This is a genomic window from Lacinutrix venerupis (assembly GCF_001971745.1).
In the GTDB taxonomy this organism is placed as follows: Bacteria; Bacteroidota; Bacteroidia; order Flavobacteriales; family Flavobacteriaceae; genus Lacinutrix; species Lacinutrix venerupis.
In genome coordinates, this window is record NZ_CP019352.1 from 593906 (window position 1) to 605737 (window position 11832).

Consider the following 11832-nt stretch of genomic DNA (forward strand, 5'->3'; position numbering starts at 1 on the left):
AAAGTTTCTAGAGTTTTAATCTTTTTTTAACATTGACAGATTTATTTCTTTAAATAAACTCAATTACATTATTTTTGTACGATGCAAAATACTCAAGACTACCAAAGTGAATTTTTAAGTTATTTAGAAAATTTTTCTAAAAACAGAGAGCCTAAAAATTTATACCAGCCTATTAATTATATCCTTAAATTAGGAGGTAAACGTTTACGTCCTGTTTTAACTTTAATGAGCGCAGATATTTTTAATTGCGATTACAAAAAAGCATTAGACGCTGCTTTAAGTATAGAGATATTTCATAATTTTTCTTTAGTGCACGACGATATTATGGATGCGGCTCCTTTAAGAAGAGGGCAACTTACAGTTCATGAAAAATGGGATGTAAATACAGGAATATTATCTGGAGATGCAATGCTAATTATGGCGTATCAATTGTTTGAGAATTACGATCCACAAGTTTTTCAAGCATTAGCAAAATTATTTAGTAAAACAGCTTTAGAAGTTTGTGAAGGACAACAGTATGATGTTGATTTTGAAACTAGAGACGATGTTACTATACCAGAGTATTTAAAAATGATTGAGTACAAAACAGCAGTTCTAGTAGGTGCTGCTATGCAAATGGGAGCTATAATAGCAAAAGCCTCAGAACAAGATCAAAATGGTATTTATGAATTTGGAAGATTGTTAGGTATTGCGTTTCAATTACAAGATGATTATTTAGATGCTTTTGGAAATCCAGAAACTTTTGGAAAACAAGTAGGGGGAGATATAATTGAAAATAAAAAGACGTTTCTATATTTAAAGGCTTTACAGTTTTTAGATGGTTCGAAAAAAAATCAATTAGAACAATTATTTACAGTTAATTTAGAAGATAATTTTGAAAAAATAGAAACTGTAAAACAATTTTTTATTGAAAGTGGATCTGCAGAAGCTACACAGCAAGAAATTGAAAATTATACCAAAAAAGCTTTTTTAGTTTTAGAAACATTAAATATTTCTGATGATAAAAAATTACTTTTAAAAAGTTTTGGTACTAATTTAATGACCCGTAAAGTTTAATTAATTTAGCCTTGCTAAAACACTTATGCAACTACCAGCAACATTTCAAGACTTAATAGAGGAAGCTAAACAATTAGACTTATATAGTAAGTTAATTCACCAACTAAATAAAGACTTTTTATTTGCTAATATAGATTTAGATTTTGATGAAGAAATTTTACCGTCAAGTTTAAAACTATTACTTCACGAAACAGTTTATAAGCTTATTCAAGAAAAATTTGCTGAGTACTTAAATTTGCTTTATATAATAGATGTACCAGAAAAAAACATAAAAGCTTTAAGTGGAGACGATACAATTGAGTTGGCTGCGCAAGTGTCTTTTTTAATTTTAAAAAGAGAATGGCAAAAGGTTTGGTTTAAAAATAAATATTCTAAATAGTTTTATTCTAAAGTTCTAAAATATTCTAAAATAGCTCTGGCTTCTTTTTCTGTTACGCCTTGATTTATCATTGGTGAGCCATTAAATTCCCATAATAATTCTTTTGCTAAAGCATCTTCTTTTACCATTTTTTCAGGATCTAAAATCATATTCATAATCCACTCTGGAGTTCGACGTTTTAAAATTCCTTTTGGAGCAGGTCCAATAAATTTTTTATCAACCCTATGGCAAGCAGTGCACATTTTTTTATATACTTCTGCGCCACTAGCTGCCATTTTTTTATTTATATTTTCTGTTAAAGTTATAGATTGTATCGGGCCAACACCTTTGTTTGTTAAATCTATTTTTTTTGAAGCAGGAATTTTTTCTGTTTTTGTTTTAGATGTTTGTTCTGTAGTCGAATTTTTTTGATAAGAAAATTTTTCTTTTTTCTTATCGTTTTTATCTCCTCCACAACTTACTAAAAGAGTTAAAAGTAAAACTATAGTAATTTTAAATTTCATTTTTATCTAAACTTTTTTCAATTCCAAACAAAAGTATAATAAGCGTTTAAGTGTAGCAACAGTAATTAAAAATATACTCTAACAAAAGGAGCCCAAGCGTTTGCATAAATACTTTTATCTTCATCGTAAAGAACATCGTATCTTACACCTATAGTGATATTGTTTGTTCGATATCCAGCACCAATAAAGAATGAAGAAACCCAATATTCATCATCAACAATGGCAGGATTATCAAAATTTCTACTCACGTGATTTTGTTCAAATTCACCAGAAAGTTGTATTTCTTGAATTGGATTAAATAATCCAATAATACTACCTCCCAAAATAGTAGATTTTGCAATATTTTTTCTACTAAAATAAGTGTAGTTTAGTCCAACACCTAAAGAAAATTGAGAATCAAAATCATAAATAGCGCTTGGAGCTACCGTAGCACTAAAAATATTATTACCTGTACTTAATCCTAAGCCTCCTCCAAAACGAACATGCTCCCAAAAATTATTTTTTGCATTGTTGCTTTGCGCAATTACAGATGTTGTAAAAAAAATGCTTAGTAATGTAAATACAATAATTTTAAGAGAATTATTCTTAGAAATTTTCATAAAAATTGATTTAGTTAAATTAGAATGTTATAAATATAATAAAAGCATCTCTATTTTTATAGAAAGTTGTATTTTTGATTAAATTTGTTAAAGCGAACACGTCTTATACTTAATATGGATAAATATTCCTTTTTAAACGCAGCACACACAGCATATTTTGCTGATTTATATGAACAATACCAATTAAACCCTGATTCTGTAGAGCCAAGTTGGAGAGCCTTTTTTCAAGGTTACGACTTTGGTACTGAAAATTATGGTATGGATGGAGAAATTGCCGAAGGCGTTTCTACACAAATTCCAGAACATGTTCAAAAAGAATTTCAGGTTGTTAAACTTATAGATGGTTACCGTAATAGAGGTCACTTATTTACAAAAACCAATCCTGTAAGAGAGCGTAGAAAATACGCGCCTACTTTAGAAATTGAAAATTTTGGATTAACTCAAAATGATTTATCTACAGTTTTTAATGCAGGAGAAATTTTAGGTATTGGCTCTCAAACATTACAAGAAATTATTAAACACTTAGAAAGTATTTATTGCGATTCTATAGGTGTTGAATATATGTATATTAGAAAACCTGAAGAAATTCAATGGATTCAAAATAAGCTGAATATTAATGATAATCAGCCAAAATTTTCTTCAGATCAAAAAAAGCACATATTAAAAAAACTTAATGAAGCAGTGTCTTTCGAGAGTTTTTTACATACAAAATATGTAGGGCAAAAGCGTTTTTCTCTAGAAGGAGGAGAAGCTTTAATTCCGGCTTTAGATGCTATGATTGAAAAAGCATCAGACTTAGGTGTAGAAGAATTTGTTATGGGAATGGCACATAGAGGTCGTTTAAGTACATTAACAAATATTTTTGGTAAAAGTGCAAAAGACATTTTTAGCGAGTTTGATGGTAAAGATTATGAAGAAGAGGTTTTTGATGGAGATGTAAAATACCACCTAGGTTGGACTAGTAAAAGACAATCCGATTCAGGAAAGGAAATAAGATTAAGTATTGCTCCAAACCCATCACATTTAGAAACTGTTGGTGCGGTTGTAGAAGGAATTGTAAGAGCAAAACAAGATCGTTTTTATAAAGACAACCTTAGTAAAGTATTGCCAATAGTAGTTCATGGAGATGCCGCAATAGCAGGACAAGGTTTAGTGTACGAGGTTGTGCAAATGGCACAATTAGATGGTTATAAAACCAACGGTACAATACACATAGTTGTAAACAACCAAGTTGGTTTTACAACAAACTATTTAGATGCTAGATCAAGTACGTATTGTACAGATGTTGGTAAAGTTACTTTATCACCAGTATTACATGTTAATGCCGATGATGCCGAAGCTGTAGTACACGCCGCTTTATTTGCATTAGATTTTAGAATGCAATTTAAGCGTGATGTATTTATAGATATGTTGGGTTATAGAAAATATGGTCATAACGAAGGAGATGAACCTCGTTTTACACAACCAAAATTATATAAAGCGATTGCAAAACACGCCAATCCAAGAAATATATATGCAGACAAATTAATAGCAGAAGGTGTTATTAATAAAGATCATGTAAAAGAATTAGAAAAAGCATATAAAGATAGTTTAGAAGAAAAACTAGACGCATCAAGAAAAGAAGATAAAACAATTATTACAGAATTCATGGCATCTACTTGGGAGCAATTTGCATCGGTAGATGAGGTGGAAATGATGAAACCTGTAGATACAAAAGTGTCTAAAGATGAATTAGCTAAAATAACTAAAGTTTTATCTAACTTACCAGAAGATAAAAAGTTCATTCGTAAAATTGAAAGACTAGTGCAATCACGCCAAAAAATGTTTGACGACAATCAATTAGATTGGGCAATGGCAGAGCATTTAGCATATGGATCATTATTAACAGAAGGTTATAGTGTTAGAATTTCTGGGCAAGATGTAGAACGTGGAACGTTTTCACATAGACACGCTGTTGTTAAGGTAGAAGATAGCGAAGAAGAAATTATTTTACATAATAATATAAGCGACAAACAAGGTAATTTTTACATATATAACTCATTATTATCAGAATATGGTGTAGTAGGTTTCGATTATGGTTATGCCATGGCAAGCCCAAAAACATTAACCATTTGGGAAGCACAGTTTGGAGACTTTAGTAATGGTGCACAAATAATGTTAGACCAGTATATTTCGGCTGGAGAAGATAAATGGAAAACACAAAACGGTTTAGTAATGTTGCTGCCGCACGGTTACGAAGGGCAAGGAGCAGAGCATTCTTCTGCAAGAATGGAACGTTATTTACAACTTTGTGCTAAAGACAATATGTATGTAGCAGATTGTACAACTCCAGAAAACATGTTTCACTTGTTGAGAAGGCAAATGAAATCTAATTTTAGAAAACCATTGATAGTTTTCACACCAAAAAGTTTATTACGTCATCCAAAATGTGTATCTACAGTAGATTCTTTTGCAAATGGAAGCTTTAAAATGGTAATTGATGATGAAGCGGTAAACGTAAATAAAGTAAAATCTTTAGTATTTTTAACAGGAAAATTTTATTACGATTTAGACGAAGAACGTGAAAAACTAGGAAGAGATGATATTGCCTTTGTTAGAATAGAGCAACTATTCCCTCTACCAGTTGAAGATATTAAAAAGGTAATAGAAAAATACAATGGCGTAGACGAAATTGTTTGGGCGCAAGAAGAACCAAGAAATATGGGAGCTTACAGCCATATGTTAATGCATTTAGATGAAGCAAAAACATTTAGGTTAGCATCAAGAAGAGCATATGGAGCACCAGCAGCTGGAAGTAGCACAAGATCAAAAAAGCGTCATCAAGAAGTAATAGATTACGTATTTGATAAAACAAAAAATAATCAGCGCTAAGCGCATAAACTAAATAATTATGAAAAAGCTATTATTAATAGTGGCAATACTAACCTTTTCTTTAGGTTTTGCTCAAACAGAAAAAGCAAACTATAAAACTGTAGTTTCAGAATTCCAAACCAATTATAATGAAGGTAATTACCAAGAAATTTATAATATGTTTAATGCTAACCTTCAGAAAACATTAACTTTAGAAAAAACAAAATCATTTTTTAAAACTAATGTTAAAGCAGAAGCTTTAGGTAATATAACTGCAGTAGATTTAAAAGAGATTATAAGAACAGGACATAATTATAAATTCACTTTCGAAAATGGAGCAGGAGAAGCTTATTTTCTTTTAGACGATAATAATAAAATAAGTGGATTACAAATGTATCCAATACAAGAATAACATAACAAAAGTCAAAACAAGACACTAAAACAAAATACAGTACAATGATTTTAGAAATGAAAGTACCTTCGCCAGGCGAATCTATTACAGAAGTTGAAATAGCAGAATGGTTAGTAGAAGATGGTGATTATGTAGAAAAAGATCAAGCTATCGCAGAAGTAGATAGTGACAAAGCCACTTTAGAGCTTCCTGCCGAAGCAAGTGGAACTATTACTTTAAAAGCCGAGGAAGGAGACGCCGTTGCTGTTGGGCAAGTGGTATGTTTAATTGATACTGAAGCAAAAGCACCAGAATCTTCAACTTATGAAGGTGGTGATGAAGGAGGCAACTCTAATGCCGAAAAAGATGTTGCAAAAGATCAAAAGGCCGAACCAAATAAAGAGAACCACAATAAAGCACCAAATCCAGCTAAAGAAACCTATGCATCAGGAGTTGCAAGTCCTGCTGCAAAAAAGATTTTAGCCGAAAAAGGTATGGATGCTAAAACAATTTCGGGTACAGGAAAGGATGGACGTGTAACTAAAGACGATGCTGTAAAAGCAGTGCCATCTATGGGAACACCAACCGGTGGAAACCGTGGCTCATCAAACACTAAAATGTCTATGTTACGTCGTAAAGTAGCAGAGCGTTTAGTTGAGGCTAAAAATACTACAGCGATGTTAACTACTTTTAACGAAGTAGATATGGCTCCAATTTTTGCACTTAGAAAAGAATATAAAGAAAGCTTTAAGGCTAAACATGGTGTTAGCTTAGGTTTTATGTCGTTCTTTTCTTTAGCAGTTGTACGTGCTTTACAAATGTATCCAGCAGTTAATTCTATGATTGATGGAAAAGAAATGAAAAGTTTTGATTTTGTAGATATTAGTATCGCCGTTTCTGGACCTAAAGGATTAATGGTTCCTGTAATTAGAAATGCAGAAAACTTAACTTTTAGAGGTATAGAATCTGAAGTAAAACGTTTGGCTTTAAGAGCTCGAGATGGACAAATTACTGTAGATGAAATGACAGGAGGTACATTTACCATTACTAATGGAGGTGTATTTGGAAGTATGTTATCTACACCTATTATTAATCCACCACAAAGTGGAATTTTAGGAATGCATAACATTATCGAGCGACCAATTGCAGTAGATGGTCAGGTGGTTATTCATCCAATGATGTATGTTGCATTATCTTACGACCATAGAATTATTGATGGTAAAGAGAGTGTAGGTTTCTTAGTCGCTGTTAAAGAGGCTTTAGAGAACCCAGTAGAAATATTAATGAATAATGATGTTAAAAAAGCATTAGAGCTTTAATAACAAGTTAATATAATATAAAAAGCTCCTTAATTAAGGAGCTTTTTTGTTTTTTAAAATAAATCATTTTCTAAAGAAATTATTTTGTTTTTCAGTGCATATATAACCAATCCGGCAACATTTTTTACTTCTGTTTTTGCAAGTAAATTATTGCGATGTCCTTCAACAGTTCTTGGGCTTATAAAAAGTTTTTCAGAAATATCATTAGTTGTGTATTGTTTACAAATTAACTCTAAAACTTCAATTTCTCGCTTAGTAAAATAATTAGAATCAAATGTAGATTTTATCTTTTGGTCTTTTGGATTTGTAATGCTTTCATGAATGTATTTTAGAACTTGTTCATCGTAATAAAAGCCTTTTTTGTAAACTTCTTTAATTGTTTTAATCATTAATTTAGGAGTACTATTTTTGGCTAAATAAGCAACAGCTCCAATAGAAATCATGTTTAAAATAAAAGGCTTGCTGAAATAGCTTGTTAGCGCTATTACTTTTATTTCAGGAAATTCCTTTTTAATAATTTTTGTAACCTCAATGCCATTAATTCCTGGCATTTTCAAGTCTGTAACTATTATTTCTGGATGTGTTTTAGATGCTCTTAACTTTTCGATTAATTGGTCTCCACTTTCTGCATCAAACAAAATATTTATATCTTCTTCGTTTGCAATAATAGCTTTTAAGCCTTGCAGAAATAGCAATTCATCATCTGCTAATGCTATGTTAATTTTGCTCATGATATTTACATTGTATTTTAAAAAGACTTCCCTTGTTTTTTGTGCTTTCAATTTTAAGTGTTCCGTTTAAAATTTTAACTCGGCTATTTATATTTTGCAAGCCAATACCATTTTTTTTGCAAATATTTTTAACGTTAAAACCAATACCATTATCTTGAAAATGAATTATAAAACCTTTTTGGTTATCTTCTATAAAAATAGCAAGCTCATTAGCCTTACCGTGTCTAATAGAATTATTAATAAGTTCTTGAACAATTCTAAATACATGAAGATGATTTGTTTCTGAAAGCCTTGTTAACTCATCTATATTATGTTCAATATCAATAGTAGTATGTGTCGAAACATTCTCAAAAAGTTCTTCTAAAGCTACTTTAAGTCCAAATTTATCTAAAATTGGAGGCATTAAATCGTGTGCAATTTTACGTGAACTTTCTAATGTTGTTGAGGTGATTTCTAGTATTTGATTTAACGATGCTCTTTGCTTATCGGTAATAGAAGAATCGTCTAAAAGCATATTGGTAGAGAGGCTAACAATATTAAGTTTAGAGCTTATTGCATCATGTAGATCTTGCGAAATTCTTTTACGTTCTGTTTCTTGAATAGCAATAGATGTTTGTAATATTTTTTGTTGGTTTTCAAGTTTTAAGTCTACTTTTTCTAGCTCTTTTTGTAAAATTTTTCGTCTTGAGTAATGAAAAAATAAAATTAGTCCAGTAGTTATTAAAACTAAAAATATAATGCTATACACTAGCGCCTGTATAATTAATTTTTCGTTTTCCATAAACTAATTCTCCACTCAAATAATATTAATAAAAGATAACCAATATAAAATACCTTGTTTAAAACCCATACATTATTTGCTAAAGACCTATCTATAGAATTAATTAAATTTCCTAAGATAAATATAAGTGTGCTTACAGATAAGTAAATTAATATTGCTGAATTTATATACATGTATTTTCCAGGTTTTCCTAAAGAATTATATAAATGAATGATTGAATAAATTACTAAAGGTAATGACGTTATTAAAATTTCTAATAAGTTAAACTTATAAAATAATGATACGTTAGAGTAATATTGAATAACTAAAATTACGGTTATTATAACAAAATTAATGTTAACCCAATTTTTTTGTGTTTTAGTAAAAAACTTTTTGTAAAAAAGGGATAAAAAGATAAACTGAAAAATAAAATAAAAATGAGATAAAAATAAATTATTAGTCTTATTGAAATATTCAATTATTACTATACTTAAACTTAACACTAAAAAAGTAAGGTTTAAGTATATTGAAAAATATCTAAGAGCTTTATCTTTTTTATTTTTAAAATAACTATAGGAGTAAAGTAATGCATTTATAAATAGCAGAATAACACCTAAATTTTCAAATACGTCATCAAATATTTTTTTCAAATTTTTATGGGTTGTATAAAGGACTATTAGGGTCACACTCACTTGGACATGGAGCAGTAAAATCGTAAACACCGCTTCCTTTTAGTGCAGAAACAGCTGTTTCTACAGCCTTATCTTTACATCCTGATGGCCTTTCGCCTTCTATTATATCTCTGTGCTTACCAGTGCAATCTACCTTTGTGCCTACAATTAGTAATTTTTCAGTTTCTGGACTTGCTGGTGTTCCTTCTGGTCTTTTAATAGCCATATAAGTGCGTACTCCAGAATTCTCTACATTATTAAGTGTATAATTTCCATCTCCATCGTTTACTAATACTTCCATTTCTTCTAAACAAGCAATAAGATCGCCTGCTGGAATTAAAAAGGCTTTGGCATGCGTTGTATTTTCGTGTTGCCATTTCCTAGCATATATTATTGCTTTATCAATATCAACTGGTCTTGTACTCATAATATTAGGTTTTTTTCGATTAATAGAATTTAAAGTTACTGAAATTAAGTTTAAATAAATAGATCGATATAAAAATCAGGTATTTATACTTGCTTTATGCTTCGAGTGTTTTCTCTCTATTTTAAAGTGTTGATAGTCAGTATATTTGAGGATGTTATTAATCAACAAAAACTTAATATTATGGAACAGTACATCGCACAAATTATTATGTTTGCAGGTAATTTTGCACCACGAGGTTGGGCATTATGTGACGGCCAATTATTATCAATAGCACAAAACCAAGCACTATTTTCTCTTTTAGGTACAACATATGGAGGTGATGGTAGGACAACTTTTGGATTGCCAGATCTTAGAGGTAGAGTGCCTATTCACGCAGGTACTGGTCCAGGTTTAACTACTGTTAGATTGGGTCAAAAAGGTGGTTCTGAAACAAATCAACTATCAGTAAATCAATTACCAGAACATAATCATACAGGAGCAGTGCAAGCTGTAAGCCCAATTCCTAGAGGAGAGAATACTGGACCTAATCCAGAAAATGCATATATAGCTGAAGGTGGTGTATTTGCTATGGGAAAAAATGCAACAATGGCTGCAGATAGTGTTACAATTGGAAAAACTGGAGGAAACCTACCTGTAAATAATATCCAGCCTTATCAATCTGTAAACTATATTATTGCTTTGGTGGGTATTTTTCCACCTCGAAATTAATATTAATTAAGGGCAAGTAATGTATTTTCTTGCCTTTATTTTTCCTGAATTTCAATTTAATTTTAAATAAATATATATGATGAAAAATTACTCTTTTACAACAAAAACCTTATTAACATTTAGTTGCTTTTTGCTATTGTTTTATTTTAATGGTAATGCTCAAACTTTAAATTTCACTATCGATAATGCTGTTGATAATAATACTTCTATTACCGAAACATTAACAGATGGTACAGACACTTATATATTAACAGCCGATGTTCCTGGTTCTGGTGCTGAAACTTTAGATAATTTGGGTGGAAATGATTTAATATTTTACTTTGGTAGTGGCGCATCTATTAATACTTTTTTTATAACAATTACTAAAAACGGTAGCCCAGTAGCTTTTACATTAAATGGTATTGATTACGATACTTTAGAGGATGGTTTTATATCTATTGTTAATCAAGATGATGCAGAAATTTCAGCAAATCAAGAGTATTTATTTGGTAGTGGAGCAATTAATATAACTAACACAACCAATGCAATGAATATTTCTGAATTTAAAATTATACAACCAGATATAAGTGATAATACCGATTTTGGTTTTCATAATATTAATGTAACAATTGGAGAAACTTTAAATATAGAAGCGTTTGCAATGTTAGAAAATGCCATTTCTATTTTTCCAAATCCATCTAACGGAAATATTACAATTAAAAACTCTAGTATATCTTTAAAAAATGTAACTGTTACAGATATTAACGGTCGTATTATTACTTCTCAAAATTTAAATGGAATAACTACAGGTAAAAATTTAGATTTAAGTTCTAAGCTATCTTCTGGTTTATATTTAATTAATATTTCTACAGAAAGTGCGTCAATAGTAAAAAAACTTATTATTCAGTAGTATAATGAATATAAAAAAAGCTCCTTTTAAAGGAGCTTTTTTTATATTTTAATTTGTCTTTCAATTTGCTGGTCTAATGAGATAAATGTTTCTGTTCTCGAAACACCAGAGATAGATTGAATATCGCTATTTAATAGATGCATTAAATGCTCATTATCTTTACAAAGTATTTTAATAAAAATACTCCAATTTCCTGTAGTGTAATGGCATTCTAAAACTTCTGGTATTTTTTTTAATTGTTTAACAGCATCTGGATTGCTAACAGCTTTATCTAAGTATACGCCAACAAAAGCCATTGTAGTGTAACCTAAAACTTTAGGGTTTATTATAAATTTTGATCCAGCTATTAAGCCAGATTTTTCAAGTTTTCTTAAGCGTTGATGTATTGCCGCACCAGAAATACCAACCTGTCTAGCAATTTCTAAAACAGAAGTTCTTGCATCTGTCATTAAAGCACGAAGTATCTTCTTATCGATACCATCTATGTGTATGTTTTGATTTATAACTTTCAAGGCTTGTTTGTGTTTTCAAATTAAAACATAAAAGTAC

General features: G+C 30.2%; 13 protein-coding genes. 7 read left to right on the forward strand and 6 right to left on the reverse strand.

Annotated features, from left to right (window positions below):
- Nucleotides 1–81: 81 nt before the first annotated feature.
- Both BWR22_RS02580 and BWR22_RS02585 read left to right on the forward strand, forming a co-directional pair.
- Nucleotides 82–1056: a polyprenyl synthetase family protein gene (locus BWR22_RS02580; RefSeq protein ID WP_076731877.1), complete on the forward strand. Its 975-nt coding sequence runs from the start codon at nucleotides 82–84 to the stop codon at nucleotides 1054–1056.
- Between the two features lie 25 nt (nucleotides 1057–1081).
- Nucleotides 1082–1435, forward strand: a complete 354-nt coding sequence (locus BWR22_RS02585) for a hypothetical protein (RefSeq protein WP_076731878.1) — start codon at nucleotides 1082–1084, stop codon at nucleotides 1433–1435.
- Between the two features lie 2 nt (nucleotides 1436–1437).
- Here the strand turns inward: BWR22_RS02585 and BWR22_RS02590 are convergent, their stop codons facing one another.
- Both BWR22_RS02590 and BWR22_RS02595 read right to left on the reverse strand, forming a co-directional pair.
- Complete coding sequence (locus BWR22_RS02590; protein ID WP_076731879.1) at nucleotides 1438–1944, reverse strand: c-type cytochrome; 507 nt, start codon at nucleotides 1942–1944, stop codon at nucleotides 1438–1440.
- A gap of 59 nt (nucleotides 1945–2003) precedes the next feature.
- Nucleotides 2004–2537, reverse strand: coding sequence for an alpha-ketoglutarate decarboxylase (locus BWR22_RS02595; RefSeq protein WP_076731880.1), 534 nt, complete (start codon nucleotides 2535–2537; stop codon nucleotides 2004–2006).
- A gap of 114 nt (nucleotides 2538–2651) precedes the next feature.
- On the opposite strand from BWR22_RS02595, the gene BWR22_RS02600 reads away from it, so the two are divergent.
- Genes BWR22_RS02600 through odhB form a run of 3 tightly spaced genes read left to right on the forward strand, consistent with a single transcriptional unit; the run spans nucleotide 2652 to nucleotide 7097 of the window.
- Nucleotides 2652–5408 (forward strand): 2-oxoglutarate dehydrogenase E1 component, encoded by a 2757-nt coding sequence (locus BWR22_RS02600; RefSeq protein WP_076731881.1) that lies wholly within the window; start codon nucleotides 2652–2654, stop codon nucleotides 5406–5408.
- A 19-nt stretch (nucleotides 5409–5427) separates the two neighbouring features.
- Nucleotides 5428–5799, forward strand: a complete 372-nt coding sequence (locus BWR22_RS02605; protein ID WP_076731882.1) for a DUF3887 domain-containing protein — start codon at nucleotides 5428–5430, stop codon at nucleotides 5797–5799.
- 44 nt (nucleotides 5800–5843) lie between these two features.
- Nucleotides 5844–7097: a 2-oxoglutarate dehydrogenase complex dihydrolipoyllysine-residue succinyltransferase gene (gene odhB, locus BWR22_RS02610; protein WP_076731883.1), complete on the forward strand. Its 1254-nt coding sequence runs from the start codon at nucleotides 5844–5846 to the stop codon at nucleotides 7095–7097.
- 53 nt (nucleotides 7098–7150) lie between these two features.
- On the opposite strand, the gene BWR22_RS02615 is transcribed toward odhB, so the two are convergent.
- The 3 genes from BWR22_RS02615 to BWR22_RS02630 all read right to left on the reverse strand — a co-directional run bounded on the left by BWR22_RS02615 (nucleotide 7151) and on the right by BWR22_RS02630 (nucleotide 9686).
- The gene (locus BWR22_RS02615) at nucleotides 7151–7828 is read right to left on the reverse strand and encodes a response regulator transcription factor (protein WP_076731884.1); all 678 of its coding nucleotides are present in this window, start codon (nucleotides 7826–7828) and stop codon (nucleotides 7151–7153) included.
- On the reverse strand, nucleotides 7815–8609 hold the full coding sequence (locus tag BWR22_RS02620) for a sensor histidine kinase (RefSeq protein WP_076731885.1): 795 nt from the start codon (nucleotides 8607–8609) through the stop codon (nucleotides 7815–7817). Before BWR22_RS02620 ends, BWR22_RS02615 begins: the two co-directional genes overlap by 14 nt.
- A gap of 633 nt (nucleotides 8610–9242) precedes the next feature.
- Nucleotides 9243–9686, reverse strand: coding sequence for a hypothetical protein (locus BWR22_RS02630; protein WP_076731886.1), 444 nt, complete (start codon nucleotides 9684–9686; stop codon nucleotides 9243–9245).
- Between the two features lie 180 nt (nucleotides 9687–9866).
- Here BWR22_RS02630 and BWR22_RS02635 point away from each other — a divergent pair, with 180 nt between their 5' ends.
- Both BWR22_RS02635 and BWR22_RS02640 read left to right on the forward strand, forming a co-directional pair.
- Entirely contained in the window at nucleotides 9867–10394 is a 528-nt protein-coding gene (locus tag BWR22_RS02635) for a phage tail protein (protein WP_076731887.1), read from the forward strand.
- A gap of 76 nt (nucleotides 10395–10470) precedes the next feature.
- Nucleotides 10471–11283, forward strand: coding sequence for a T9SS type A sorting domain-containing protein (locus tag BWR22_RS02640; protein ID WP_083678187.1), 813 nt, complete (start codon nucleotides 10471–10473; stop codon nucleotides 11281–11283).
- A 41-nt stretch (nucleotides 11284–11324) separates the two neighbouring features.
- Here BWR22_RS02640 and BWR22_RS02645 read toward each other — a convergent pair whose 3' ends face one another.
- Entirely contained in the window at nucleotides 11325–11795 is a 471-nt protein-coding gene (locus BWR22_RS02645; RefSeq protein WP_076731889.1) for an Lrp/AsnC family transcriptional regulator, read from the reverse strand.
- Nucleotides 11796–11832 lie beyond the last annotated feature (37 nt).